This window comes from Paraburkholderia sp. CNPSo 3272 (genome assembly GCF_024206495.1).
GTDB lineage: Bacteria > Pseudomonadota > Gammaproteobacteria > Burkholderiales > Burkholderiaceae > Paraburkholderia.
Map to the genome: position 1 here is coordinate 354,935 of NZ_JAMBPQ010000001.1, position 26,540 is coordinate 381,474.

At 65.5% G+C, this 26,540-nt stretch carries 18 protein-coding genes; 8 read left to right on the forward strand and 10 right to left on the reverse strand.

All coding sequences use genetic code 11. The annotated features are described in order from the left end of the window. Window positions 1-121: 121 nt before the first annotated feature. Complete coding sequence (locus M3I53_RS01765) at window positions 122-1,669, forward strand: class I adenylate-forming enzyme family protein (protein ID WP_254314254.1); 1,548 nt, start codon at window positions 122-124, stop codon at window positions 1,667-1,669. Window positions 1,670-1,986: 317 nt separating this feature from the next. On the opposite strand, the gene M3I53_RS01770 is transcribed toward M3I53_RS01765, so the two are convergent. After that, window positions 1,987-2,463: a hypothetical protein gene (locus tag M3I53_RS01770; RefSeq protein WP_254314255.1), complete on the reverse strand. Its 477-nt coding sequence runs from the start codon at window positions 2,461-2,463 to the stop codon at window positions 1,987-1,989. Between the two features lie 441 nt (window positions 2,464-2,904). Between M3I53_RS01770 and M3I53_RS01775 the strand changes: the two genes are divergently transcribed. From M3I53_RS01775 to M3I53_RS01795, 5 genes are all read left to right on the forward strand, one after another. Further along, the gene (locus M3I53_RS01775; RefSeq protein WP_254314256.1) at window positions 2,905-3,915 is read left to right on the forward strand and encodes an Imm72 family immunity protein; all 1,011 of its coding nucleotides are present in this window, start codon (window positions 2,905-2,907) and stop codon (window positions 3,913-3,915) included. Window positions 3,916-4,735: 820 nt separating this feature from the next. Further along, window positions 4,736-5,572: an IclR family transcriptional regulator gene (locus M3I53_RS01780; RefSeq protein ID WP_254314257.1), complete on the forward strand. Its 837-nt coding sequence runs from the start codon at window positions 4,736-4,738 to the stop codon at window positions 5,570-5,572. Window positions 5,573-5,960: 388 nt separating this feature from the next. After that, the gene (locus M3I53_RS01785) at window positions 5,961-7,325 is read left to right on the forward strand and encodes an MdtA/MuxA family multidrug efflux RND transporter periplasmic adaptor subunit (protein ID WP_254314258.1); all 1,365 of its coding nucleotides are present in this window, start codon (window positions 5,961-5,963) and stop codon (window positions 7,323-7,325) included. A gap of 6 nt (window positions 7,326-7,331) precedes the next feature. Next, on the forward strand, window positions 7,332-10,454 hold the full coding sequence (locus M3I53_RS01790; protein ID WP_254314259.1) for an MdtB/MuxB family multidrug efflux RND transporter permease subunit: 3,123 nt from the start codon (window positions 7,332-7,334) through the stop codon (window positions 10,452-10,454). A gap of 4 nt (window positions 10,455-10,458) precedes the next feature. After that, on the forward strand, window positions 10,459-13,758 hold the full coding sequence (locus tag M3I53_RS01795) for an efflux RND transporter permease subunit (RefSeq protein ID WP_254314260.1): 3,300 nt from the start codon (window positions 10,459-10,461) through the stop codon (window positions 13,756-13,758). A gap of 49 nt (window positions 13,759-13,807) precedes the next feature. Here M3I53_RS01795 and M3I53_RS01800 read toward each other — a convergent pair whose 3' ends face one another. From M3I53_RS01800 to M3I53_RS01820, 5 genes are all read right to left on the reverse strand, one after another. After that, window positions 13,808-14,074 carry a hypothetical protein gene (locus tag M3I53_RS01800; RefSeq protein WP_254314261.1) on the reverse strand — a complete coding sequence of 89 codons (267 nt, stop codon included), beginning with the start codon at window positions 14,072-14,074 and terminating at the stop codon, window positions 13,808-13,810. Between the two features lie 43 nt (window positions 14,075-14,117). Then, window positions 14,118-14,660, reverse strand: a complete 543-nt coding sequence (locus M3I53_RS01805) for an outer membrane protein assembly factor BamE (protein ID WP_254314262.1) — start codon at window positions 14,658-14,660, stop codon at window positions 14,118-14,120. Between the two features lie 83 nt (window positions 14,661-14,743). Beyond that, window positions 14,744-15,211: a hypothetical protein gene (locus M3I53_RS01810; RefSeq protein ID WP_254314263.1), complete on the reverse strand. Its 468-nt coding sequence runs from the start codon at window positions 15,209-15,211 to the stop codon at window positions 14,744-14,746. Between the two features lie 130 nt (window positions 15,212-15,341). Continuing rightward, window positions 15,342-15,905 carry a peroxiredoxin gene (locus tag M3I53_RS01815; RefSeq protein WP_254314264.1) on the reverse strand — a complete coding sequence of 188 codons (564 nt, stop codon included), beginning with the start codon at window positions 15,903-15,905 and terminating at the stop codon, window positions 15,342-15,344. Between the two features lie 163 nt (window positions 15,906-16,068). After that, the gene (locus M3I53_RS01820; RefSeq protein ID WP_254314265.1) at window positions 16,069-17,361 is read right to left on the reverse strand and encodes an EAL and HDOD domain-containing protein; all 1,293 of its coding nucleotides are present in this window, start codon (window positions 17,359-17,361) and stop codon (window positions 16,069-16,071) included. Window positions 17,362-17,769: 408 nt separating this feature from the next. Between M3I53_RS01820 and M3I53_RS01825 the strand changes: the two genes are divergently transcribed. Beyond that, the gene (locus M3I53_RS01825) at window positions 17,770-19,752 is read left to right on the forward strand and encodes a bifunctional diguanylate cyclase/phosphodiesterase (RefSeq protein ID WP_254314266.1); all 1,983 of its coding nucleotides are present in this window, start codon (window positions 17,770-17,772) and stop codon (window positions 19,750-19,752) included. 48 nt (window positions 19,753-19,800) lie between these two features. Beyond that, complete coding sequence (locus tag M3I53_RS01830; RefSeq protein ID WP_254314382.1) at window positions 19,801-21,243, forward strand: HDOD domain-containing protein; 1,443 nt, start codon at window positions 19,801-19,803, stop codon at window positions 21,241-21,243. 61 nt (window positions 21,244-21,304) lie between these two features. On the opposite strand, the gene M3I53_RS01835 is transcribed toward M3I53_RS01830, so the two are convergent. From M3I53_RS01835 to astB, 4 genes are all read right to left on the reverse strand, one after another. Then, window positions 21,305-22,690: an EAL and HDOD domain-containing protein gene (locus tag M3I53_RS01835; protein WP_375542446.1), complete on the reverse strand. Its 1,386-nt coding sequence runs from the start codon at window positions 22,688-22,690 to the stop codon at window positions 21,305-21,307. Between the two features lie 341 nt (window positions 22,691-23,031). Beyond that, the gene (locus M3I53_RS01840) at window positions 23,032-23,832 is read right to left on the reverse strand and encodes an ABC transporter substrate-binding protein (RefSeq protein WP_254314267.1); all 801 of its coding nucleotides are present in this window, start codon (window positions 23,830-23,832) and stop codon (window positions 23,032-23,034) included. 330 nt (window positions 23,833-24,162) lie between these two features. Beyond that, complete coding sequence (astE, locus tag M3I53_RS01845) at window positions 24,163-25,215, reverse strand: succinylglutamate desuccinylase (protein WP_254314268.1); 1,053 nt, start codon at window positions 25,213-25,215, stop codon at window positions 24,163-24,165. After that, window positions 25,199-26,539, reverse strand: a complete 1,341-nt coding sequence (gene astB, locus M3I53_RS01850; RefSeq protein ID WP_254314269.1) for an N-succinylarginine dihydrolase — start codon at window positions 26,537-26,539, stop codon at window positions 25,199-25,201. Before astB ends, astE begins: the two co-directional genes overlap by 17 nt. Window position 26,540: the final 1 nt, after the last annotated feature.

A 26,540-nucleotide genomic window follows, 5' to 3' on the forward strand; every position in this document is an offset into this window, starting at 1 on the left:
CCGAGAATCAAACGCACGTTCAGAAACCGTGAAGCGAGCCCGCCCACCAAAAGGGAGACCATTGCGCAAGTGAACCGCATCACGCCATCGCGAAGCCATCTTTCCAGTGAGGTATGAGGCCATGTCCGTGCAGTCCCCGTCATCCGACTCCCCGTTCGTCGACTTGACCGCCATGATTCGCCAACGCGCGGCGGAACACGGCGCGCGTACGGCCATTGTCTGCGAAGACGAGACGATCACATTCGCCGCGCTCGATGCGCTGATCGACCGCTGTGCTGCCGCGCTGCAGCGTGACGGACTGGCACCCGAAGACGTCGTCGCCATCTGCGCGTCGAGTTCCATTCACTACGGCGCCGTCTTCTTCGGCGCGCTCAGGGCAGGACTGGCAGTCGCCCCGCTGTCGCCATCTACGCATCCCGACAGCCTCGTCGGCATGCTGGAGAACTCCCAGGCGCAAATCCTCTTCGCGGACGACGCGGTTTGCCAGTTGCTTGCGGGCGTCGCGCTGCCGCCTGCGCTGCGCGTCGTCAACATCAGTGCGGCCGGGCACTACGACGCCTGGCTGGCGAGCGTGGGCGCCGCTCCCTTGCACGTGGAAATTCGGCCGGAGTGGGCGTTCAACATCATCTACTCGTCCGGCACGACGGGCGCGCCCAAAGGAATCGTCCAGTCGCACGCGATGCGCTACGCCTATACGCTGCGAAGCCTCGAGCGCGGCTACGGGCCGGACGCCGTCACCTTGATTGCGACGCCCCTCTATTCGAACACCACACTGGTCAGCTTTTTCCCGACGCTGGCGCTCGGCGGAACGGTTGTCCTCATGCCAAAGTTCGATGCGAAGCAATATCTCGAGCTTGCCGAGCGCAAGCACGTCACGCACACCATGCTCGTGCCGGTGCAATACCAGCGCATCCTCGGCCATCCGGACTTCGATCGCTACGATCTGTCCAGCTTCCACTCGAAGTTCTCCACGAGCGCGCCCTTCGCGGCGACCCTCAAGGCGGACGCCCTGCGCAGATGGCCCGGCAAGCTCACCGAGTTCTATGGCATGACCGAAGGCGGCGCGTCATGCGAACTGTGCGCGGACGAGTTTCCCGACAAGCTGCACACGGTTGGCCGCCCGTTGAACGGCCATGAAATGCGCCTCATCGACGCCGACGGACGCGAAGTCGCCGCTGGGCAAGCCGGTGAAATCGTTGGGCGTTCGCCTGCCATGATGACCGGCTACCACCGGCAACCGGACAAGACGGCGCAAGCCGAGTGGCATGACAGCGATGGCCGGCGCTTCATCCGGACGGGGGACGTCGGCCGCTTCGACGAAGACGGCTTCCTCGTGCTAATGGACCGCAAGAAGGACATGATCATCTCGGGCGGCTTCAACATCTACCCAAGCGATCTGGAACAGGTGCTCGCCCGGCACCCCGACGTTCTCGAATCGGCGGTGGTCGGCGTGCCATCGGCGCGCTGGGGCGAAACGCCGGTGGCGTTCGTCACGCTCCGGCGCGGTTCGGCAGCGACCGCCGACGCGCTCGCCGACTGGGCCAACGGGCAATTGGGGAAAATGCAGCGACTTGCCGCCTTGGTAGTCGTCGACGCGCTGCCGCGCAGCCCGATCGGCAAGGTGCTCAAACGTGAGTTGAGGGAGCGCTTCAGCGGCGAGGTCGCCTGATCGCCTGTCGCACGTTTGCCCGCGCGCAGCCGCACGGATAATGGAGCACAACATAGTTCGCATCAAAAAATGCCGCTGAGTCCCTACACTGCGTATATCCCATTCTCTCGGGGACCCAAATTGCTGGACTCAACGGCGTACCGTTGAAACCCGGAGTCCCGCACAAATCGCACAAAGTCTGCGCCAAGGCCGTGTGACGGCCAAGAGCGCGACTTTTTAATTAGCTCCATATGCTAGTGTTCGCTGCGTTGCAGCATATCCAGCGTGCATTCAGACCGCTGTTTCCGGAAGACAACGAGGCAGTTTCCGTTACGCGTTCAAACGTGGCTTTCTTTCGCACCACGCTTGAAACCGTGCTTGTGTTCGTCAGAAAGCGCACCAAGCCCCGTTATCTGCTCAAAACGCTGCCGAGTAATCGCCTGCCTCTCGTTTAGACGCGAGAGCCAATAGTTGGATGCTCGCTCCCGAAACTCTTCTTTCGATTCCAGAAGCTGGGAAAGCAACTCTCTAATGTCGGGACGCGTCGAAGTGCCCAAACCCGAAACACTCCGCAATGCCGTCCCAGTAATGCGAACTGGCTTTGCAAGCGATTCAAGATTTGCGCGTGCCAATCGCAATCTGGCTATCGCCTCTTCCAGGAACGCGTCTGCCTTTGATACAACGTATGCCTCACGCCAGACATCAAGATTGAATTTAATTATCCAATCATGGTCGTACAGATTCAGATTCTTATAAATTGAATAATTCCTTTTCTGCGCGAGCGTAATTCGTCGTGGGCCGCCTTCCAGCTTCACCGCATTCCTCCATTCACGACGCCATTTTACGATTTTGGTATGTGTTGGTCGTCTCGCCACGTCTTCCGTTCCAAATCTTACTCTCCAATTTGCTAAAGTGTCCTTTGACAAGTTGAGACTCCGCGCGGCCGACTCAGGAGAATCCCCTAGGTGCGAGCAAGTCAACAAATTTCAATTCATAGCGCTCTCCGTATCTGCAAATCTTACTTGACAAGATACTGCCGTCGTCGCCACTGCGGATAGAAAAAACCATCGAGCATGTACACGAAACGTGATAAGAACCACTCCGCGCGTTAAATTTAACGACCTCCAATTTGTCGCTCTCACGATGAAGCACACCGCGGCAAGAAAAGTTTGCCAGCGACGAAATAAAACCAAGGTAGCGAACAGTAAAACCGTCGCGGCGTCTCGTACCGCCGCGAGCGTACAGGAGTAGATTTGATGGGGTACGTCACGAAAGACTATGACATGCAGGATTCCGGGACACGCCGCCGGGTGTTTTGGCTGCTGAAGCGACTGACCAGCTATTCGCTGTGGGCGAAGAAACGGGATGCCTGGGAGGTGTTTGCCCGGGCATTCGAGAATGCTGTCAGAACGTGGCCCAAAAGCGACCCCGAGCGGATGGATGCCGATTTGCTTCCCGGAATCTATGAAACGCTAAGTCTGTACAACAGGGGCGTTGACGAACTCGGGAAGGGGCACCGATTCGTATGGCGAACGGGCGAGCCCCTTGACGTCGTGATGGACAAAAGCGGGACGGTCCGGAACTTTCTGTACACGCACCCGGATTACTGGGAACGAGGTACACAGACGGCACCCTACCCAGAGAAGGTCGAGGCACTCAATCGACTGCTGCTTGCGTCCCGCTATGGGTGCGATTACGCCCCGCTCGAGGTTCCCTTCGTTCCTCGCCTGTCGGCCCGGTACTCAAGCCCGGGAGAGCTGCTAGACCCCCAGATGTACAGGTACCAGTTCTCTCAGTTGCCCTATCCTGTCTTTCCGGTCGAAATTCCCGAAGTGCCCGCGGCGACGGACCTCATCATCAGTTCCGGGCAGCGCGTACCGGTGGACGGGATATGGGAGCCGGTTACGGTCGAGCGGGAAAAGGTCTTCGGCCTGGTGCCTTTGGGCATGAAAAGTGTCGAGAACAATGGTTGCTTTAACTATCTGGTGAAGGAGACAAAGGCGCCCAACGTCGATGGCCAATGGAACGAGGCTGAATCTCGCAGAGAGCGTGTGGGCACCCATTGGCGCCTGTTGTGGGAAGACACGCGATACAGGGACGGCGTTATTCCTGACGAGTCGGAATACTTCCTTGAACCCAGGCGGGGCGCAGCAGTAACGGAGCAGGAACGACGCCTGCCCAGCCAACGCCTGCGAACAAGCAAAAATCGATTTGCTTTGTACCCTGCTCGACGATGCCTTGTCGGATGTAGCCGTCGCGTTGAATGACCTCAAAAACTTCGGCGACAGCTTTGTTCGTTTGCGCCGTGCGCAGGACAGGATGACTATCGCCGGGGAACTGCTAGCAGGTGTGCCGGAGAGAGAGGCGCGACCGAGGCTTGGCGCGGCGATGCGCAGCTCTTTAGAGGTGCTTGCAAGGGAGTGGCCGCGAGAGTATCCGGCCGGATGCTTGGAGTGGATGTTGGTCGAACGATGTCAGGAAGCAGGTTCAACCGCCCCGACTTAAAGGGCAGATTACGGAGCGGTGCTGCGTTGGTCTGGAACCAATTAGATAAAGGAGAGTCTTGCTGCAATGCACAACGCGTCACGCCTGCTGGAGCCAACTTTACCCTTATTCCAGCGCCTCAAACGCTTTGGAGCCAACTACGTTGTGCCCCATTAACGGAAAAAAAGGCGCCACGCTTGCACGTGGCGCCTTGAAAAGTTCTAGCCATTCCGAGGGCCGTGCTAGAACCTGAGAGACGGTATTCGGCTGCGCGGTGCCATCGGAAAAAGATGCGCAATTATGCGAATTGCATACCGTAGGGCACATTAAAACCCCGCAATTTGCGGGGTTAAGGCGGATTGCCGAAATCGGATTCCATTTTTTACCTACGTGCTGACTAAGTCAAGCAAAATCTCGCCAAAATGCGCCAATCGTCGAGCTTCTGGCATCCATTACAATCGTCTGAGGAGTAGCGCCCTAATTTAGCGAGCGCCGCCTTGATCGAACGCAAACGACTGCACACCGCGGCGCGGCCGCACCGATTTTGTAACGCCTCGCGCGAACTCTCAAAACTGAAATCCCGTTTCGGAAAATTGCCGCCCAATGACTTCCGCACCCGATTCGCGCCATTCTGAGGAAACTCCGCGAGATAAAGACGGCGGCGCCGACGAAGTGACTGCGCTCGCGCGCGGCCTTGCCGTGCTGCGCTGCGTCGCGGCCGCCGACGCGCCGCTGAGCAACCGCGAACTGACCGAGCTCACGGGCATTCCCAAACCCACGCTTTCGCGTCTTACGGGCACGCTCGTAAGCACGGGCTTTCTCGCCCGGCTCGCCGACAGCGAACGCTTCGTGCTCACCTCGTCGGTGCTCGAGCTGTCTAACGGCTTCCTGCGCAACTCCGACATCCGCAGCCGGGCGCGGCCTTTTCTCACGCGGCTCGCCGAGCGCACCGCGCTCTCGGTGCACCTGACCGTGCGCGACCGTCTGGACATGGTCGTGATCGACGCGATCCGCCCGCGCACCGCCGTGCTCGTCACGCGCCTCGAGGTCGGCTCGCGCATCGACATGGGCCGCACCGCCGTCGGGCGCGCCTACCTCGCCGCGCTCGATCCGCACGCGCGCGCCGAGCTCACCGCCGCGCTGCAGACTTCGACCGGCAACGACTGGGGCGTCTTCGGCAGCCGGCTCGACGCCGCGCTCGCCGAAACGGCCGCCCACGGCTACGGGCTCGCGATCGGCGAATGGTACGAGGGGCTCAATGCCATCGCCACGGCGTTCGCGGGTCCCAACGGCGATATCTACGCCATCAACTGCGGCGGCGCCGCGCAGCAGTGCCCCCGCGAGTGGCTCGTCGGCCACGTCGTGCCGCTGATGCGCGAATGCGTCGCGCGCGTCGTCGACGAAATCGGCGGCGCCCTGCGCCTGCCCCACGCGACCTGAAGACGCGAGCGCCTGCGCCTTACGAAAAACACACGAAGGGTGTAACGCTCGTAACGTCTCGAAAGAAACGGCACTGGACTGTAACGAAGCGGGCAACGTAGCATCATGCTTTTTGGCGGCAAGGGCCAGCTGCGCCGCCGCCCTTCGCCCGTAACGCCAGCCAGCCGCCAACGACGCCGTCCACGCCCGTGAGCGCACGGCGCGGCACTCGGGCCGCAGCGCGGCGCGTCCTGACATCTTGCTTGCGCACGATCTGCGTAGCATCGGCGCGCGCCCGCCGCGCCGGCGCCGTGCGCTTTTTGCGTGCGCTCCGCGGCCGGCACCTGTAGTGCGCTCAGCCAAGAGCCTTCGAGAACCCCGCTTCGAGAACCTGTTACCGACCTGACCGATGGATCAACAAGAAAAGCGCCCGGATTCCCCCCATAAAGACACGACGCCGCAGTCCCCCGCTCCGGTCGCCGCGAGGCGCGGCAAGGGCAAGTTCATCGCACTGGGTGTGGTCATCGTAATCGCCGGCATCGTGCTCGCGCGCTGGCAGCCGTGGAACAAGGCGCTCTCGGGCGGCAACGCGACACCGGCGGCCGGCGCGCATATGCGTCGCGGCGGTCCGGGCGCCATGGCCAACATGCCGCAGCCCGTGAGCGTGGCCACGGCGAAGGCCGGCGACATGCCCATCGTCATCACCGCGCTCGGCACGGTTACGCCGCTCGCCGACATCACGGTGCGCACGCAACTATCCGGGACGCTTCAGGACGTGTACTTCCAGGAAGGCCAGATGGTGAAAAAGGGCGACGTGCTCGCGCAGATCGACCCGCGTCCCTACCAGATCTCGCTCGCCAACGCCGAAGGCCAGCTCGCCCGCGACCAGGCGCTGCTCGCCACGGCGCGCCTCGACCTCAAGCGCTACCAGACGCTGCTCTCGCAAGACTCGATCGCGAGCCAGCAGGTCGACACGCAGGCCTCGCTCGTCAAGCAATATGAGGGCACCGTCAAGTCCGATCAGGCCAGCGTCGATACCTACAAGCTCGATCTGACCTACGCGCGCATCACGGCGCCCGTCTCGGGCCGCGTGGGCCTGCGCCAGGTCGATCCGGGCAACTACGTGACGCCCAGCGACACCAACGGCATCGTCGTGCTCACGCAGCTCGAGCCGATCAGCGTGATCTTCACGACTTCGGAGGACAATCTGCCGCCCATCATGAAGCAACTGCGCGCCGGCACGAAAATGTCGGTCACGGCCTACGACCGCAGCAACACGACGATGCTCGAAGCCGGGTCGCTCCAGACCATCGACAACCAGATCGACACCACCACGGGCACCGTCAAGCTGCGCGCGAGCTTCACGAACCATGAGCAGGGGCTCTTTCCGAATCAGTTCGTGAACGCGCGCCTGCTCGTCGATACGATCCACGACGCCGTGATCGTGCCCACTTCGGCCGTGCTCAACGGCTCGCAGGGGCAGTACGTCTACGTCGCGAAGCCCGACAACACGGTGACCGTGCGGCTCGTGAAGGTCGGCCCAGTCGATGCCGAGCGCACCAGCATCGCCTCGGGCCTCACCGTGGGCGAGCGCGTGGTGACCGACGGCTCCGACCGTCTGCGCGAAGGCGCGAAGATCACGATTCCCGCCGAGCATCCGCAACACGCAAAGGCAGCGTCGGCAGCCGCGGGCGCGAAAGGCGCCTCGTCGGCCGCCGCGGCCTCGGGCGCGCGACATGGCCATCGCCACGCCTCGCAGACGCAAGCCCAGTAAGCCAGCATGAATCCATCCCGCGCCTTTATCCTGCGGCCGGTCGGCACGGCGCTGCTCATGGCGGCGATCATGCTGGTCGGCCTCGTCGCACTGCGTTTTTTGCCGCTTTCCGCGCTGCCCGAAGTCGATTACCCGACCATCCAGGTGCAGACCTTCTACCCGGGTGCGAGTCCGGACGTGATGACGTCCTCGGTCACGGCGCCGCTCGAACGCCAGTTCGGGCAGATGCCGTCGCTCAACCAGATGTCGTCGCAGAGTTCGGCGGGCTCCTCGGTCATCACGCTCCAGTTCAGCCTCGACCTGCCGCTCGACGTGGCGGAACAGGAAGTGCAGGCCGCCATCAACGCGGCAGGCAACCTGCTGCCCTCGGACCTGCCCGCGCCGCCGATCTACGCCAAGGTCAACCCCGCCGACGCGCCGATCCTCACGCTCGCGATCACCTCGAAGACGCTGCCGCTCACGCAGATCCAGGATCTCGCCGACACCCGCCTCGCGCAGAAAATTTCGCAGGTGGCGGGCGTGGGCCTCGTGAGCCTCTCGGGCGGCCAGCGCCCGGCCGTGCGCATCCAGGCGAATCCGCGCGCGCTCGCGGCCTACGGCCTGAACCTCGACGACCTGCGCACGAGCATTTCGAACCTGAACGTCAACACGCCCAAGGGCAACTTCGACGGCCCCACGCGCGCCTATACGATCAACGCGAACGACCAGCTCACCGACGCCGACGCGTATAAAGACGCCGTCATCGCGTACCGCAACGGCCGCCCCGTCATGCTCACCGACGTCGCGAACATCGTCCAGGGCGCGGAGAACACCAAGCTCGGCGCGTGGGCCGACGGCACGCCCGCGATCATCCTGAACGTGCAGCGCCAGCCGGGCGCGAACGTGATCCAGGTGGTGGACAGCATCAAGGCGCTCCTGCCGCAACTGCAGGAATCGCTGCCCTCTTCGCTCGATGTGCAGATCGTCACCGACCGCACCACCACGATCCGCGCCTCGGTGCGCGACGTGCAGTTCGAACTGCTGATGTCGGTGGTGCTCGTCGTGCTCGTGATGTACCTGTTCCTCGCGAACATCTACGCCACGATCATTCCGAGCCTTTCGGTGCCGCTCTCGCTGATCGGCACGCTTGCGGTCATGTACCTATGCGGCTTCTCGCTCGACAACCTCTCGCTGATGGCGCTCACCATCGCGACCGGTTTCGTGGTGGACGACGCCATCGTCATGATCGAGAACATTGCGCGCTACGTGGAGGCGGGCGACACACCGCTCGAAGCGGCGCTAAAGGGTTCGAAGCAGATCGGCTTCACCATCATCTCGCTCACCGTGTCGCTCATCGCGGTGCTGATTCCGCTGCTCTTCATGGGCGACGTGGTGGGCCGCCTCTTCCACGAATTCGCCATCACGCTCGCGGTGACGATCGTGATCTCGGCCGTGGTCTCGCTCACGCTCGTGCCGATGATGTGCGCGAAGATGCTGCGCCACACGCCGCCGCCCGAAAGCCACCGCTTCGAGGCGCGCGTGCATGCGTTCTTCGACTATGTGATCGGCCGCTACGGTGTGGCGCTCGAATGGGTGCTCGCACGCCAGCGCCTCACGATGATCGTGTTCCTCATCACACTCGTGCTCACCGGCATTCTCTACGTGATCGTGCCCAAGGGTTTCTTCCCCGTGCAGGACACGGGCGTGATCCAGGCCATCACGCAGATGCCGCAATCGGTGTCGTATGCGTCGATGGCCGAGCGCCAGCAGGCGCTCGCCGCGGAAATTCTCAAGAACGAGAACGTCGAGAGCCTCACCTCGTTCATCGGCGTGGACGGCACCAATATCACGCTCAACAGCGGCCGCATGCTCATCAACCTGAAGCCGCGCGACGACCGCAGCGAAACGGCGAGCGAGATCATCCGCGACCTGCAAACGAGCGTGGCCCACGTGCCGGGCGCGACGCTCTACATGCAGCCGGTGCAGGACCTCACGATCGACTCGACCGTGAGCCCCACGCAGTATCAGTTCATGCTCACCACGCCGAACATCCAGGACTTCACGATCTGGGTGCCGAAGCTCGTGCAGCGCCTGAAGCAACTGCCCGAACTCGCGGACGTGGCGACCGACCTGCAGGACCAGGGCAGCTCGGTGTTCATCGAGATCGACCGCGCGAGCGCCGCGCGCTACGGCATCACGCCCGCGACGGTGGACAACGCGCTCTACGACGCCTACGGCCAGCGCATCATCTCGACGATCTTCACGCAGTCGAACCAGTACCGCGTGATTCTCGAAGCCGATCCGGTTCTGCAGCACTACACCGACGCGCTGAATTCGATCTACCTGCCCTCTTCGACCTCGAGCACGGGCCAGGTGCCTCTGTCGGCCATCGCGAAGTTCAACGAGCGGCCCGCGCCGCTGCTCGTCACGCATCTCTCGCAGTTCCCGGCCACGACGGTCTCGTTCAACCTGGCTCAGGGCTCCTCGCTCGGCGCGGCGGTGAAGGCGATCCAGCAGGCGGAAAAGGACATCGCCCTGCCGGCCTCGTTCCAGACGCGCTTCCAGGGCGCCGCGCTCGCGTTCCAGTCGTCGCTGTCCAACGAGCTGTTCCTGATCCTCGCGGCCATCGTCACGATGTATATCGTGCTCGGCGTGCTGTACGAGAGCTTCGTGCATCCCATCACGATTCTCTCCACGCTGCCGTCGGCCGGGATCGGCGCGCTGCTCGCGCTGATCCTCACCGGGCACGACCTCGACATCATCGGCATCATCGGCATCGTACTGTTGATCGGCATCGTGAAGAAGAACGCCATCATGATGATCGACTTCGCGCTCGAGGCCGAGCGCCACGAAGGCAAATCGCCGCGCGAGGCGATCTACCAGGCGTGTCTGTTGCGCTTCCGGCCGATCATGATGACGACGATGGCCGCGCTGCTCGGCGCCGTGCCGCTGATTCTCGGCTACGGCGCGGGCAGCGAGCTGCGCCGGCCGCTCGGCATCGCGATTGCGGGCGGCCTGATCGTGAGCCAGGCGCTCACACTCTTCACGACGCCGGTGATCTACCTCGCGTTCGACCGGATCGCGCAGCGTCTGCGCCAGCGCTTCGGCGGTGGTTCGCACGGTGCGGCGTCGCCTTCGTCGGAGAGCTGACGCGATGAATCTCTCGCGCCCGTTCATCTCGCGCCCCGTCGCGACCACGCTGCTCGCCATCGGCATCGCGCTGGCCGGCCTCTTCGCGTTCACGAAGCTGCCGGTCGCGCCTTTGCCGCAGGTGGACTTTCCGACCATCTCCGTGCAGGCCACCTTGCCGGGCGCGAGCCCGGAAACGGTGGCGACCAGCGTGGCGAGCCCGCTGGAGCGCCACCTCGGCTCGATAGCCGACGTCACGGAGATGACCTCGCAGAGCTCGGTGGGCAGCACGCGCATCACGCTGCAATTCGGCCTGAACCGCGACATCGACGGCGCGGCGCGCGACGTGCAGGCGGCGATCAACGCGGCGCGCGCGGACCTGCCCACGAGCCTGCGGCAGAACCCGACCTACCACAAGGTCAACCCCGCCGACGCGCCGATCCTGATTCTCGCGCTCACTTCGCCCACCTTGAGCGCGGGCCAGCTCTACGACTCGGCGGCCACGGTGCTCCAACAGTCGCTCTCGCAGGTGGACGGCGTGGGCGAAGTCGACGTGAGCGGCTCGGCGAATCCGGCCGTGCGCGTGGAGCTGGAGCCGCACGCGCTCTTTCACTACGGCATCGGCCTCGAAGACGTGCGCGCGGCGCTCGCCTCGGCCAATGCGAACAGCCCGAAGGGCGATCTCGAATTCGGCCCGCAGCGCTTCCAGCTCTACACCAACGACCAGGCAAGCAAGGCGAGCCAGTACAAGGACCTCGTGATCGCTTACCGCAACGGCGCGGGCGTGAAGCTCTCGGACGTCGGCGAAGTGGTCGATTCGGTGGAAGACCTGCGCAACATCGGCCTCGCCAACGGCAAGCGCTCCGTGCTCGTGATCCTCTACCGCCAGCCCGGCGCGAACATCATCGAGACCGTGGACCGCGTCGTTGCCATGCTGCCGCAGCTCAAGGCGTCGCTGCCCGCCGACGTCGAGGTGATCCCGACGTCCGACCGCTCGGTCACGATCCGCTCCTCGCTCAAGGACACCGAGCGCACGCTCATCATCGCCGTGGCGCTCGTCGTGATGGTGGTGTTCCTGTTCCTGCGCAACTGGCGCGCGACGCTCATTCCGAGCGTGGCCGTGCCCATCTCGATCATCGGCACCTTCGCGGCGATGTACCTGATGGGCTTCTCGCTCGACAACCTCTCGCTGATGGCGCTCACCATCGCGACCGGCTTCGTCGTGGACGACGCCATCGTCGTGCTGGAGAACATCTCGCGGCATATCGAAAACGGCGTGCCGCGCATGAAGGCGGCGCTGCTCGGCGCGCGCGAGGTCGGCTTCACGGTGCTCTCGATCAGCGTCTCGCTCGTTGCCGTGTTCCTGCCTATTTTGCTGATGGGCGGCATTGTCGGGCGCTTGTTCCGCGAGTTCGCGCTCACGCTTTCGCTCGCCATTGCGGTGTCGCTCGCCGTTTCTCTCACGCTCACGCCGATGATGTGCTCGCGCCTGCTCGAAGAGGCGCATGAGAAGAAGGAAGAAGGCCGCTTCGCGCAGTGGCTCGAACGCGGCTTCCAGCGCATGCAGGGCGGCTACGAGCGCACGCTCGGCTGGGCGCTGGCGCATCCGTTCGTCATCCTGCTCACGCTCGTCGCGACCATCGCGCTGAACGTCGCGCTCTACGTGATCGTGCCCAAGGGCTTCTTCCCGCAGCAGGACACGGGGCGTCTGATCGGCGGCATCCAGGCCGACCAGTCCACCTCGTTCCAGGCGATGAAGGTGAAGTTCTCCGAAATGATGCGCATCGTGCAGGCGAACCCGGCGGTGGAATCGGTCGCGGGGTTCTCAGGCGGGCGCGCGACCAACTCGGGCTTCATGTTCGTCTCGCTCAAGCCCAAGAGCGAGCGCAAGATTTCCGCCGACGAGGTGATCGCACAGCTGCGCGGGCCGCTCTCGAACGTGGCGGGCGCGCGCACCTTCCTGCAAGCGGTGCAGGATATTCGCGTGGGCGGCAGGCAGTCGAACGCGCAGTACCAGTTCACGCTGCTCGCGGACAACACCGCCGATCTCTACAAGTGGGGGCCGAAGCTCACCGAGGCGCTGCAGGCGCGCCCCGAACTCGCCGACGTGAATTCGGACCAGCAACAAGGCGGCCTCGAGTCGATGATCAACATCGACCGGCAGAGCGCCGCGCGGCTGAACATCACGCCCTCGCAGATCGACAACACGCTTTACGACGCGTTCGGCCAGCGCCAGGTCTCGACGATCTACAACCCGCTCAACCAGTACCACGTGGTGATGGAAGTCGCGCCGAAGTACTGGCAGAGCCCGACCATGCTCAACGAGATCTGGGTGAGCACCTCGGGCGGCACGGCGAGCGGCGCGCAGAGCACCAACGCGACGGCCGGCACGGTGACGGGCCCCACCACCGCCAAGACGGGCGGCACGGCCGCCACCACCGCGACGAGCGCCGCAGCCATCGCCGCGGACTCCGCGCGCAACCTCGCGACCAACTCGCTCGCCGCGAGCGGCAAGTCGAGCGCGTCGTCGGGCGCGGCTGTGTCCACGTCGAAGGAGAATATGGTGCCGCTCTCGTCGATCGCCTCATTCGGCCCCGGCACGACGCCGCTTTCGGTGAATCACCAGAGCCAGTTCGTGGCCTCGACGATCTCGTTCAACCTGCCGCCCGGCAAATCGCTCTCCGACGCCACCCAGGCGATCTACGACACGATGGGCGAGATCGGCATGCCCGCCACGATTCACGGCAGCTTCCAGGGCACGGCGCAGGCGTTCCAGCAGTCGCTCGACAACCAGCCGCTGCTGATACTCGCGGCGCTCGCGGCCGTGTATATCGTGTTGGGAATTCTGTACGAGAGCTACATCCACCCGCTCACGATTCTGTCCACCTTGCCCTCGGCGGGCGTGGGCGCCCTGCTCGCGCTGCTGCTCTTCAAGACGGAGTTCAGCATCATCGCGTTGATCGGCGTGATTCTGCTGATCGGCATCGTGAAAAAGAACGCGATCATGATGGTGGACTTCGCGATTCAGGCCTCGCGTGAGGGGCTGAGTTCGCGCGATGCGATTTACCAGGCCTGCCTGCTGCGCTTCCGGCCGATCATGATGACGACCTGTGCGGCGTTGCTCGGCGCGCTGCCGCTCGCGTTCGGGCGCGGCGAAGGCGCGGAGCTGCGCGCGCCGCTCGGCATTTCGATCGTGGGCGGTCTGATCGTGAGCCAGATGCTCACGCTCTATACGACGCCGGTGGTCTACCTGTACATGGACCGGCTGCGCATGTGGTGGGATGCGAAGCGCGGGCGCGCGGCGCCCGCGGCGCAGGCGGAGTGAGTGGGCGGTCTTGCGGCAGAAAACGGCTGAAGCGTGCTTCAGCCGTTTTTTATGCGCGTGCAGTTCTTCGAGACTCACGCTGGCGCAAATGCGCCGGCAGGCAACGCACGATCAGATGCAGCAGCAGCGGCACGATGATCCCATCGTCCACAACGCCGGCGAGCGGCATCGCGATGTTGAACGGGTCGAGCGCATAGAGCGCGAGCAACGCGGTGGCGGGCACGAGCCACACGGGGCGCCCCGGCTGGCGCAGCGCGTGCCACAGCACGCGCGCATCGCCCTTCACCACATGCCACAGCAACGCGATACGTTTCATCTGCTTCCTCCTTGCGGCTGGCGCGATCGATGCGCTCGCCGCCTCAATGCTGCTCGTGACCCGGTGCATCCGAGCGCGACGTCCTGATTACGAGCCCATCCGGCGCGAAATGGGCGTTGAACATGCCGTCCCCCGCCACACCGCCTTCGGCCCAGTGCCAGCTCCACACTTCCTCGTGGCTCAGCGCGTATTTTGCTACCGCGGCCGGCTTGCCGAGCAGGCGCCGCACTTCGTCCTGCGGCATGCCCGGCACGACCTGGGCGATATTCTGCGCCGTAAGCGCCTGGGTCATCGCCACGAGCTTGCCGTTCGCGTCGAAGTCGAGCATCCACGTGGTGAGGCCGTTGGGCCCGCGCGGGTATTCGAGGCGCTGCGCGCCGTCGTCGTCTTCCCACACCATTTCGGGCTTGCCCGCCTGCCGGCGCACGTCCTCGACCGTCGACACGCCAATGCGCAGGCCGCCGAATGCCATCGAATCGGGTTTGATCGCGTTGACGGCGTCGGCGACCTTTTGCTGGTCGCACGCCGCGAGCAGCGTGGCGCAGACGGCGATCAAGGCCGCCGCGATCCAGGGTCTTCGTGACATATCCAGTGTGCGTTGCCGGCCAGGACTGCCGGGAACTTGTTGAGACAGCGGCGCGGCCGGATCGTTCGGCGCGGCCGCCGCGCTCAGAGTTTTTGCGCAATCGCCAGCCTGAAAATGCGCGCCCAGCGCTTCGCTTCACGCTCGCTTTGCATCGGCAATTGCCAGAGCGGGTGCTTCGGATCGGCCACACGCAGCGCCACGTGCCAGCCGTTGGCATCGTGCGCCGGCTGCGCGCCTTGCAGGTCGGCGAAGATATACGCGCCATGCGCCCCGCCCTGCGTCAGCTCGCAAAAGCGCTTGCCCGCCGCGAGACGGACCTCGCCCCAGGCGCCGGCCACACGGTGCGTCCAGTCGCCTTCGCCGCGCATATTGGGCGCCACGTCGCGCATGCGGCGCCACCACCAGGCGACGAGCGCGACGAACAACGCCGCGGCGAGCACCGCTGCGCCCACGGCAACGCCCGTGCCGAAGCGCGCCCCGATGGCGTTGAAGGACCAGTACGCGCCGTAGACGAGCGCGGCAATGGCGAGAAGTACGACGACGATCGGCATGCGAGGAATCCGTGCGGCGGGAGAGAAAAACCAGGGCGAAACGCGGAGGGACGACTGGGACAGACCGCGACGAGGCCCGCGCGCGTGGCGGGCCTCGTGGCTTACTACGGTTTGCGATAGCTCGCGATCCCTACTGCTGCGGATGCTGCGCGGCCCATTCCTTCAAGGCGCGCAACGTGTTGCTCACGTGCTGATCCGGCGACAGGCTCGTGTATTCGTAGATGATCTTGCCGTCCGGCGCGATTACATACGACACGCGATTGGCCATCGATTCGTGCATCGGCATCGACGCGTCGTACGACCTGATGATCTTCGAGTCTTCGTCGGCGGCCACCGGGAACTTGCTGCGACACTCGCTCACCGAAAACTTCGTCAGCGTGTCGATGTTGTCGTGCGAAACGCCGATCACGCTCGCACCGTACTGCTTGTACTGATCGACCGCTTCAGCGAATTCGTGCGCCTCGATCGTGCAGCCCTTCGTGAACGCAGCGGGGTAGAAGTACACCACCACGGGCCCCTTCTTCAGCTCCGAAGCGAGCGAATAGGTGTAGGTCTTGCCACCCAGCGATGCCTGGGTCGTGAAGTCGGGCGCGGCATCGCCCGGCTTGAGTGTTGCCTGTGCAGACAGCGTAAAGAGCGCAAGCCCGGCGCAGACGAGCGCCACGGCTCCCGCCGCAAAGAACCTCGGTTTCATGTCGAATGCCCTCGAGTTGAATCGCCACGCCGGCGCGCGTTTTGCCCGCGGGTCTTGCCCATCATGCAAATGAGACGCATGACGCCGCGGCGATACCGGTATTGGATCACACAATTGCGGCACTCGCAGCGCGCGCCCCCGGGGCCAATCTTACAACCCGGTTTCAACCGTCGGCGTAGGCCGTGAACCACGCGCCGGCCCACAGATTCAGCTCGCCGAGCAGCGGCGGCGTGAGCGCGTTGAACATGCCGCCCGCCTCGCGCGCGAGCCGCTGCGCGCCGTCGTGATCGCCGCGCTCGGCCGCGGTCGCGATGCGCAGCAGCGTGCCGAGCTCGCCGCGATGACCGTCGATGGCCTCGACGATCTCGCGCGCAAGACCGAGACGATCGAGCGTGTGCTCGGGCGTCGAGCCCACCAGCACGTGCACGAGCGAAAAGATGCCGGTCATGAAGGCGGCATCGGCGAAATCGGGGTCCTGCGGGCTCAGGCTGCGCGCGGCAAGCTCCATGAAGTGTGAGCGCGTGCCCGCGAGTTGCACGAGCGGGTCCGAGCCCCAGGGCAGGTCGCGTCCGCTCGCGTAGAGCAGCAGTTGCGCCCAGCGCGCGATCTGGCGCGTGCCCGCCGCGAGCACCGCTTCGCGCAGCGACGAAATCGGCCGCCCCGGCGAGTACGCGCTCGAATTGACGAGACGCAACAGCTGCACCACTACGCCCGGGTGGCTGCGCAGCTCGCGCTCGAGTTCGGCCGTGCCGACGTCGTTGGCCACCAGTGCGAGCAGGCGCACGAGCGCGAGGCGTGAAGCGCGCACGCGCGGCGCGCGCAGCACCTGCGGGCGCGCGAAGAAGTAGCCCTGAAACAGCTCGAAGCCGAGCGACGAGGCCAGTTCGAAGTCCTCGCCCGTCTCGACCTTCTCGGCGATCAGCGTCTTGCCGTGCGCGGCGAGGCTCGCGACGAGGCCTGGCAACGCCGCGCGCTCGGTTTGCAGCAGGTCGACCTTGATGATGTCCGCATAGGGCAACGCGCGCAGCAGGTTCTCCGTGATCTCGCACACGTCGTCGAAGGCAATGCGATAGCCGGCCCGGCGCAGTTGCGCGAGACGCTCCAGCACCGCGGCGTCGAAGCGCACGTGTTCGAGCACCTCCAGCACGAAGCGGCCCGGCGGCAGCAGATGCACGATGTCGTCGAACAGCAGCTCGCGGCTGATGTTGACATAGCCGTAGTGACGGCCGAGCACCGCGGGCACGCCGAGCTGGCCGATCGTGCGCGTCATCACCTGGGCCGTGGCGAGCGCGTCGTCGTCGACGTCCGCGCGGTTCTGCGCGCCGCCGCGGAACAGCAGCTCATAGGCGTTGAGCGCGCCATTGCGATCGAGAATGGGCTGCCGCCCGAGATAGACAAACGGCTGCGGACCGGTGGATGACCCGGCAGCAAGGCCGGGTTGTGAAGCTGACGGCATAGAAGGCGCGGAACCAGGGGTGCCCCTGCCCGCATCGTCTCGCGCAGCCTCGCTTGCCGGCGCGGCAAACGCTGACGATGAATCGGACATGGCGGATGACTCGTACGGATGGAATGGCCGGTAATGGCCGCCGACGCGCCGGGCCGCCCCTGCGGCCCGCAAGACGGGCGCTTCACGCGCGCCGACCCATCGCGCAAGGCGAACGGCGTCTCGACCGGCGCCACTTTAACCGAATCTGGACGCCACCGCACCGATCTCCCGTCACCTTTATGCGTTAGGTGTTTTTTCGGTCGCCGCGGCTAAAGATTTCTCGTCCGGGGTCGATAACTTGCTCTGATGGGCGGCTTCAGCCGGACATGGAAACCGGCCGGGACGCCACAGACAAACAAAGGGTTGCCAGCGACAGACATGGAAGCGAACAGGATCTCCGCGCCCCGCGAGGGCTGGTTGCGCACGGTCGTCGACCGGTTTTACGCGCTTGCCGGCCTCAAGGACATTGCCGGCGACCCGCCCATGCCTGGCGACGCGAACGCGCCGCATGCCGCGCAGGCACACAGCGCAGCAGTTGCAGCGCAGGCAGCAGACGCAGCCGCCGACCAGGGCGCCGCGCCGCTCGTGCCCTCCTTGCCTGGCGCAGCCGGACCCGATTATGCCGACGCCGTTTCGCGCTCGTTCGAGAACACGGCCGCTGCGGTGGACTTCCTCGTGCATGTGGACGCGAGGCTGCACTTTCTCTACGTCTCCGACGCGAGCCTGCGCTTCGCGGGGTATCACCGCGAGTTCCTGCTCGGCGCGACGCTCGCCGACATCGTCACGCCCGAGCATCACGAGCGCCTGGAGGCGCTCATCGCGCGCGCCGCGCACAGCGGCGCCGTGGAAAAGGACACGATCGACCTCGTCAAGGCGCTCACCTACCCGCTTCCCGTGGAGCTGCGCGTGCAGCGCGCCCAGTATGGCGAGACGACCGGCTTCGCCGTCGCGGGCTTCGATGTCTCCGGCTGGCAGGGCACCGAGGCCGCGCTCACCCACGCGCTCCATCACGACCCGCTCACCGGCCTGCCCAATCAGACCGCGCTTGCGCCCGCGCTGCAGCGCGCCCAGGCCGACGCGGACCATTTCGGCGTGCCGGTGGCGCTGCTGCTGCTCGACCTCGACGACTATCAGCGTGTAAACCGCGCACTCGGCTACGACGCCGGCGACGAGCTGCTGCGCGAGACCGCGCGGCGCCTCACCCACCTCGCGCTGCAGGGCGAAATGATCGCGCGCATCGGCAGCGACGAATTCGCCATCCTGATCACGCCGCAACGCCACGCCGCGCCCGACGAAGTGCGCGCCGCCGCCGAAGCGCTCGGCCGGCGCCTGCTCACCTCGATCCTGCAGCCGTACTCGTTTCGCAACCAGCCCGTGCACCTTTCGGCGAGCATCGGCATTGCGTTCCATCCGGACCAGCGGCCTGATGCGTCCGCGGCGAGCGAGGCCGATGGCAGCGCCGACACCACGCCGCTCATCCGCCGCGCGGATCAGGCGCTGCAGCAGGCCAAGGCAATCGGCGGCAACACGCTGACGTTGCACGTCCCCGTCGACGATCCCACCGACGCGATGCGCCTGAAGCTGGAGTCGGACCTCTACGACGGTGTGCGCAACGGCGAATTCTCGCTACACTTCCAGCCCATCACGAGCAGCGCGTCGCGCGGCGTGGTCGGCGTGGAGGCATTGATCCGCTGGCAACATCCATTGCACGGTCTCGTGCCGCCATCAACGTTTATTCCGCTTGCGGAATCCGTCGGCCTGATTAATTATCTCGGCAACTGGGTTTTGAAGGCTGCCTGTATGCAACTGACCCAATGGGACGAGCAAGGCATCGAGCTGCAGTACGTGGCGGTCAATGTCTCGCCCCAGCAGTTCCGCAATCCGCGTTTCAGGGAAAGTGTCGAGGAGGCGATCGAGCTCACCGGGGTCGATCCGGGCCGGCTGGTGTTCGAGATCACCGAAAGCCTGCTCATGCACGATCCGCAGCATGCGAAAACGCTGCTCGAAGAGCTTACCTCGCTTGGCATTCGCTTCGCGGTGGACGACTTCGGCACGGGGTATTCGAGTCTTGCGTACCTGCAGCGCTTCCCGCTCTCGAAGCTGAAGATCGATCGAAGCTTCGTCGAGAACCTCATCACTTCGCGCAACGATCAGGCGATCGTCAACGCGGTGGTGGGGCTCGCGCGTACGCTCGATCTCGAACTCGTGGCCGAGGGCGTGGAGACGGAGGCGCAGCGCGAGCTGCTGACGAACATGGGTTGCGAGCATATCCAGGGATGGCTCGTCTGCAAGGCGCTGCCTTCAGAAGAATTGCAGCAGCGCTTCGTTTCGGGTGCGTTGCACGTGCACGAGGTGCAATGATGCGGGCATCGCAAACAGCAGGGCTTTCGCGAAATTGACATGGTTCAGATGGTAAAGGCCGTCCTGCTAGACCGCTTGTGGGCCCGCATGAATGAACGCGGGGACTTCCCCTTGCTGTCGCAATCGCTGCGCACCACGGTCGCGGCGATGACCAACGACGACTACGATTTCAGCGCGCTCGTGAAGGTCGTGCTCTCGGATTTCGCGCTCACGCAGAAGGTGCTGCGTCTCGCGAATTCGGCCATGTACATGGCGTTCGGCGGCAACATCACGACCGTCACGCGCGCGCTGATGGTGCTCGGCATGGACGCGGTCGGCCATCTCGTCGTCGGCCTGAAGATCGTCGATCACTTTCACCACAGCGCGCCGCGCCGCATCGACGCCAAGCTCGAACTGAACCGCACCATGCTCTCGGGCTGTGTCGCGCGCAAGCTCACCGAGCATGGCGACCTACGCGCGGGCGAAGAGGCCGTGGTCTGCACGCTGATGCGCCAGGTGGGCAAGCTGCTCGTGGTGTTCTACCTCGAACCCGAGTGGGACCAGATCCGCCGCGAGATCGACGAAGGCGCGAGCGACGACGAGGCCTGCCTCGAAGTGCTCGGCGTGACCTTCGAAGAACTCGGCCTCGAAGCCGCCACGCGCTGGCGCCTGCCCGACACGATCCGTGCGGGCATGCGCCAGTACGACCCGGCCGACAAGGAACCGCGCGACGTCCAGTGGCTGCGCGCCATCACCAACTATTCGACCGAAGTCGCGCGCGTGCTGACCACGCAAGGCCTCTCGGAAGAGATGCGCGAGACGCATATCGCCGAGCTTGCGCAGCACTACGGCCGCGCGCTCTCGACCGATGCCGATGTGCTCGTGCAGATGAGTCTCGCGCTCGCGCGCGAGGAAGCCGAAGATGGCGTGATGCGCGAGATCGTCGAATTGCGCGCCAACGCCGACGCCATCGCCCGCGAAGCGCTCGATCCCGAGGCGCGCATTGCGGCCGGCGTCGAGGACCTGCGCGCATTGCCGGCCGACAGCGCGCTGAGCACCGCCCTCACGCTCGCGACCGAAACCGTGCTCGCGGGCCTCGGTTTCGCACGCAGCGTGGTGTTCGTGCGACGCGGTGCGAACATGTTCGAGGCGCAGCACGGCTTCGGCCCGCACATGGGCGACGTGCTGCCAAAGCTCTCGTTTTCCGCCGCGTTCCAGCCCGACGTGTTTCATCTCGCCATCGCGAACAAGGTCGGCATCTTCATCGAGAACGCGCGCGACGCGAAGATACTCGCGCGCCTGCCAGGCTGGTATCGCGCGAGTTTCGACGACGCGCGCGCGTTCGTCCTGCTGCCTGTGGGGGCGCCTGGCGTCGAGCCCGTTGCACTGTTGTACGGCGACTGGCTCGTGACCCAGGAGCCGCGCCGCATTTCACAGAAAGAGATGAGCGCGTTGAACGATCTCGCGCAGCAGCTCGCGCGCTTCTTCACGCACGTACCGCAAACCGCCTGACTCCCGACTGAGTTACGACTGAGCGCGGCGCCGCATCGCTTCGCGGCACCGCCCCGCCCGCTCAATCCTCGATCCGCTCCAGCCCCTCGTCTTCCGCGTCGCGGCCGGACGTACCCGCCCATTCCGCCGCCGTGAGCGAGATCGCCGCGACCGTCGCGGCGTCGAGCGGCTCGAGCGCCGCGCACAACGCATCCACGCGGGCCCAGTCCGCACGCTCCAGCGCCTCGGAAAGTTCGAGCAGCCGCCCAAGCGCGCCCTCGCGCTTCACGATCGCCGTACGGATCGGCTTGGCAAGCGTGAGCACTTCGAGCGTGCTTTCGAGGGGGCCGCCGAACACCGCCTCGACGAAGGAGAACACGCCCACGAGGAACGCCGCGTCTTCCTCTTCGAGGTGCGCGTGGGCAAGCTGAGTCACCGCGATTTCCATGAAGCGCGCACGCGTGGCCACGAGTTGCAGCAGCGGGTCGTCTTCGGCGGCGATCTTGCGGCCGTCCGCGTAGAGCAGCAACTGCGTCCAGCGCGCGATCGCGTTGGTGCCGGTCGCATTGATCGCCTCGCGCAGCGTCGTCACCTTGCGGCCGATGTTCATGCTGCCCGAGTTGGCAAGCCGCATCAGATGCATCACGAGCACGGGGTTGAGCTTCAGCTCCGCTTCGAGCTGCGCGACGGTGGGCTCGGCCGCGAGCAGATGCAGCAGGTTCAGCAGCGCCTGGCGCGGCGCGCTCGAGCGGCGCGCGCCGCCATGCGGTTTCGCGAAGAAGTAGCCCTGGAAGCGGTCGAAACCTAAGTCGTGCGCGCGCTGATAGTCTTCCTGGGTCTCGACGCCCATGGCCACGAGAAGCTTGCCCGCCGCCTTCATCACGCTCGCGAACTTCGGCAGCACCGCGGGCGCGATCTCGCGGATATCGATCTTGATGGCGTCCACGTACGGCAGCAGTTTCGCGAGCGACTCGTCCGCCTTCGACACGTGGTCGAGCGCGAAGCGGTAGCGGCGGCGGTGCAGCTCGACGAGCCGCGCGATCAGGTCCGCGTCCGCGCCGATATCAACGGGCAACTCGAACATGACCCGTTCCGGGCTCACGCGCTGCAGGCCGTCGTGGAAAAGCGCATCGCGCGTCATGTCGAGCCAGGCGGGATGGCCCGCGAGCGACGCGCGCAAGACGGGCGCGGCGAAGCTTTTGATGAGCGCGGTGCTCGTGGCGGAAGGCTTGGGCGCGAGGCCCGAGGCCTGGTCTTTGGCGGCCGCTTCGGCCTCTTGTTCGATTTCCGCGCTTTCGCGCCGGTCCACGAGGCGCGGCGACGTCTCGAACGCGCAAAGGAGCCCTTCCCGGTCGAGCATCGGCTGGCGCGCGAAATACACGTCGATGGGCGGGCCGGCTTGTTCCGGCGACTGCGTGCTGCCCGCGACTTCCGACATCTGCGGCCGGTCTGCGGCGTTGAAGCTCATGGGGTCCCCCGCGCGGCGCCGCGCGCATGGCGGCGCCCTGGTCTTGTTTCCTGGCATGCCGCAACCGTTTGCGCTTCGCACACATTGCGCGCCGGACAGGGCACTTTCTTGTCTCGATTTTATCCTGGCAAGTAAGGCGCGGAAATGAAGTTCTGCGCGATCCGCGGGATTTTTTTGCGGTTTTTGCAGTGCCACACGCGTCGCCGGCATGGCGTTGCCGCTCGACGCACGAACCACTTGATATGCAATCCGAAGCAAAGGCGCGAAAAAAAACCGACCGGCTGGATTTTGCGCGGCCGGGCGGTCTGTCGGTCTGTCGGTCTATCGGCAGTGCTGGCCGATTACTTGAGCACGACCTTCACGTCGAAATACTTCGCGGCGATGCGATCAAGCGTGCCGTCCGCCTTCAGGTCCTTGAGCGCGCCGTTCAGCGCGGTCTTGAGCGCCGCGTCGTTCTTGCGCACGCCGTAGCCCACGCCCTCGCCGAGCAGCTTTGCGTCCACGACCTGTGGGCCCGCGAATGCAAAGGCCGCGCCCTGCGGCTTGTTCAGGAACCCCTTGGAGGCAGCTTCGGCGTCCAGAAACGAGGCGTCGAGGCGGCCCGAAACGAGGTCCGCGTAGATCTGGTCCTGCGTCGGGTACGGCACGACGTCGACGCCCGCGGGCGCCCACTTCGCTTTCGCGTAGGTTTCCTGGATCGTGCCCTGGAGCACGCCCACGTGCTTGCCCTTGAGCGACTCGGGCGTGGGCTGCAGCGTGCTGCCCTTCTTCGCGATCATCTGGTTCGGGATCGCGTAGATCGGGTCGGTGAAGTCGATGGCCTGGCGGCGCTGGTCCGTGATCGACATGTCGGAATTGATCGCGGCGAACTTGCGCGCCTGCAGCGCCGGAATCAGGCCGTCGAACGAGTTTTCCACCCACACGCACTTCGCCTTGAGCTTCGCGCAGACGGCATTGCCCACGTCGATATCGAAGCCCTGCAGTTCGCCCGCGGGCGACTTCGATTCGAACGGCGCGTACGACGCCTCCACGCCAAAGCGGACTTCCTTGATATCGGCGGCGTGTGCGGCCCCTGCCGCGCCTGCCGTCATGGCGGACGCGCAGAACGCGAGCGTTGCCAGCTTGTTCCAGTTCTTCTTCATCAATGTCTCATTCCAGTCAGATTAGGTGCGCCGGCGAAGCCCGTTCGGGCAGCTTCATGGTTCGATTCACCGCTAAAAGACGGCTTCCCGGCGCCGGCACAGGATCGCTGCGCCAAAAACACGGCTCAATCGCGCGCCCCTCGTGTGGTGCGCCGCAGCAACCGCGAGGGCGCGATTGTACCGCGACCGCGCCGGCGCCCCGCCGCGCGGGCGGCACGGGGCGCAAGACGCGCCCGAGCGCGGCGGCGAGCGCACGCGCTGCGTTCGAACATGCAAGTGGGTGTCGTGGATGCGCAAGCGCGTGAAAGCGCACGCGCTTGCGGCAAACGCTCAAGCGAGCGCGGCGAGCGTCTCGCGGGTCGTATCGACGACGAGCAGGCCGGCGCGCAAGCCCGGCTTCACGCCCGGATTCGGAAACACGATGCGCTCCTCGTCGTGCTGCACCACGTAGCGGTAGGCGCCGTCCTCCGCCAGCACCTCGCCGCGCGGGAACGGCGTGAAGTTGGGCACGTCGGCGGCCACGTTGAGCTTGAGCGCCGCGCTCTGCTTCGTGATCTGGCCGATCACCGTGAAGATGCGCGGCATCTGCGCACCCTTGGGCAACGACAATTTTCCCGCCACGAGACGGCGCACGGCGGCATCGGCGCCGGCGAAGCGAGCCAGCTCGTTCTGGCCGAACGGACGCACCTTGCCCAGTTCGAGCGTGCAGGCGAGCGCGCCACACGTCTCCGCCGTAAACGACGACAAGGTCGCGCCCTTCTCGGTGTGGATCAGCACGGCTGCGATGCGCGCGTCGGCGAGCCATTCGAGCATCGCGCGCGCGGGCGGCTCGCCCGTGTGCGGCAGCAGCGCGAACTGCTCGAACGCGGAAGCGCGGATCGCCGTATGCATGTCGAGGTGCCAACGCGCGAACGGCGCAGCGGCCGAACTCGCGGCCTTCGCGAAGAAGCGCTGTGCCGCCGCTTCGAGCGCCACGGCGCGCGGCGCCTCGCGGCTCGCCGGCACCCGCGCATGGCGGCCGCCGAACAGGCGGTTGAGGTCGTCGTCGAGATAGCGCTCGCCGGCGCGCATCGCGCCGGCATTGCCGAGCACCGCGAGCACGCGGCAGGCGAGCGGCGCCCGACCCGCGGCGATGTCGGCCACGAGTTGCGAGAGCAGCTCGATCGGCGCGGTCTCGTCGCCGTGCACGCCTGCCGAAAGCAGCACGCTGCGCGTCGTCTCGTCGATGTGCGCCGGTTCCAGCTCCAGCACGCCCTCGTCGAGCCATTGCCAGCGCACGCCGCCCGCGCATTCGCCGCGCGCCGCCTCGGGCGTGGCTGGGCGCGCGCCCGCGAGCGTGTACGCGAGAAAGTCCTCGAGCGGGGTATCAGCGCTGGAAGTCATAGAGCGATCCGAGGCCGAGAATCTGCGTGAGTTCGTCGAGCGCCGTACGCGACTCGACGAGCAGCGTCGGATCGGTCAGATCCTGCGGCGCGAGCCGGTCGCGATAGTGCCGCTCGATCCAGCCGTCGAGGCGCGTGAAGAGCGCGTCGTTCATCCACACCCCGGGCGCCGTTGCCGCACGCTCTTGCGCGCTGAGCACCACGCGCAGACGCAGGCATGCCGGACCGCCGCCGTTTTTCATGCTCTCGCGCAGATCGAACACGAGCACTTCGTCCACCGGCCCGCTGCTCGCGACCAGTTCGTCGAGGTAGATCGCCACGTGCGGATTCTCGCGGCATTCCTGCGGCACGACGAGAATCTGCGTGCCGTCCGCGCGGCTCAGCAACTGGCTGTTGAAGAGATACGACGACACCGCATCGGCCACGCTCACGCGCGCTTCGGGCACTTCGATCACGTGGAACGGCGCGTCGTGCGCCGTGAGCTTCGTGCGCAGCTCGTCGTACACCGCCTTCTGGTCGACGAACGCGCGCTCGTGGCAAAACAACGTGCTGCGGTTGCCCACCGCGATCACGTCGTTATGGAACACGCCGGCGTCGATCACGTCCGGATTCTGCTGAGCGAACACGGTGCCGGCATCGGTCAGGCCGTGGCGCTGCGCGATGGCGCGGCTCGCCTCGAACGTCTGCCGCGCCGGGAAGCGCTTGGGCTCCGGTCCGCGGCGGTATTCGCTGCGCCCGTACACGAAGAACTCCACGCCGCGCTCGCCGTACTGCGCGCTGAAGCGCGTATGGTTGGCCGCGCCTTCGTCGCCGAGCGCGGGCGTGCCCGGCAGCGCCTCGTGCACGACGAAGTGCGACGGGTCCGCGAACACCGCGGAAAGCGTGCGGCGCGTGGCCTCGTGCTCGATCGCGCGATGCAGCTTGCTGCACAGGTTCGCGGGCGTGAAATGCACGCGCCGGTCAGGCGTATCCGCCGATGGGCTCACCGTGGCCGCGTTCGCGGTCCACATGGCCGACGCGGAGCTAGCCGCCGCGAGCAGTTCGGGCGCTTCTTTCGCGGCACGCGCGATCGCTTCGGCATCCTTACCGCCGAAGCCCAGCTCGCGCAGCAGCCGGATCGACGGCCGCTCTTGCGGCGGCAGCACGCCTTGCGCGAAGCCGAGGTCGGCGAGCCGCTTCATTTTGCGCAAGCCCTGTTGCGCCGCGGCGCGCGGGTTCGCTACGGACTTCTCGTTGTTCTGCGAGGCGACATTGCCGAACGACAGCCCGGCGTAGTTGTGCGTGGGGCCGACGAGTCCGTCGAAGTTGGCTTCAAGGGTTTGCATC

What these genes read in the sequence shown, in the direction of transcription:
- M3I53_RS01765 (WP_254314254.1), top strand. Translation starts at nt 122, where the DNA reads ATGTCCGTGCAGTCCCCGTCATCCGACTCCCCGTTCGTCGACTTGACC.
- M3I53_RS01775 (WP_254314256.1), top strand. Translation starts at nt 2,905, where the DNA reads ATGGGGTACGTCACGAAAGACTATGACATGCAGGATTCCGGGACACGC.
- M3I53_RS01780 (WP_254314257.1), top strand. Translation starts at nt 4,736, where the DNA reads ATGACTTCCGCACCCGATTCGCGCCATTCTGAGGAAACTCCGCGAGAT.
- M3I53_RS01785 (WP_254314258.1), top strand. Translation starts at nt 5,961, where the DNA reads ATGGATCAACAAGAAAAGCGCCCGGATTCCCCCCATAAAGACACGACG.
- M3I53_RS01790 (WP_254314259.1), top strand. Translation starts at nt 7,332, where the DNA reads ATGAATCCATCCCGCGCCTTTATCCTGCGGCCGGTCGGCACGGCGCTG.
- M3I53_RS01795 (WP_254314260.1), top strand. Translation starts at nt 10,459, where the DNA reads ATGAATCTCTCGCGCCCGTTCATCTCGCGCCCCGTCGCGACCACGCTG.
- M3I53_RS01800 (WP_254314261.1), bottom strand. Translation starts at nt 14,074, where the DNA reads ATGAAACGTATCGCGTTGCTGTGGCATGTGGTGAAGGGCGATGCGCGC.
- M3I53_RS01805 (WP_254314262.1), bottom strand. Translation starts at nt 14,660, where the DNA reads ATGTCACGAAGACCCTGGATCGCGGCGGCCTTGATCGCCGTCTGCGCC.
- M3I53_RS01810 (WP_254314263.1), bottom strand. Translation starts at nt 15,211, where the DNA reads ATGCCGATCGTCGTCGTACTTCTCGCCATTGCCGCGCTCGTCTACGGC.
- M3I53_RS01815 (WP_254314264.1), bottom strand. Translation starts at nt 15,905, where the DNA reads ATGAAACCGAGGTTCTTTGCGGCGGGAGCCGTGGCGCTCGTCTGCGCC.
- M3I53_RS01820 (WP_254314265.1), bottom strand. Translation starts at nt 17,361, where the DNA reads ATGCCGTCAGCTTCACAACCCGGCCTTGCTGCCGGGTCATCCACCGGT.
- M3I53_RS01825 (WP_254314266.1), top strand. Translation starts at nt 17,770, where the DNA reads ATGGAAGCGAACAGGATCTCCGCGCCCCGCGAGGGCTGGTTGCGCACG.
- M3I53_RS01830 (WP_254314382.1), top strand. Translation starts at nt 19,801, where the DNA reads ATGGTAAAGGCCGTCCTGCTAGACCGCTTGTGGGCCCGCATGAATGAA.
- M3I53_RS01835 (WP_375542446.1), bottom strand. Translation starts at nt 22,690, where the DNA reads ATGAGCTTCAACGCCGCAGACCGGCCGCAGATGTCGGAAGTCGCGGGC.
- M3I53_RS01840 (WP_254314267.1), bottom strand. Translation starts at nt 23,832, where the DNA reads ATGAAGAAGAACTGGAACAAGCTGGCAACGCTCGCGTTCTGCGCGTCC.
- astE (WP_254314268.1), bottom strand. Translation starts at nt 25,215, where the DNA reads ATGACTTCCAGCGCTGATACCCCGCTCGAGGACTTTCTCGCGTACACG.
- astB (WP_254314269.1), bottom strand. Translation starts at nt 26,539, where the DNA reads ATGCAAACCCTTGAAGCCAACTTCGACGGACTCGTCGGCCCCACGCAC.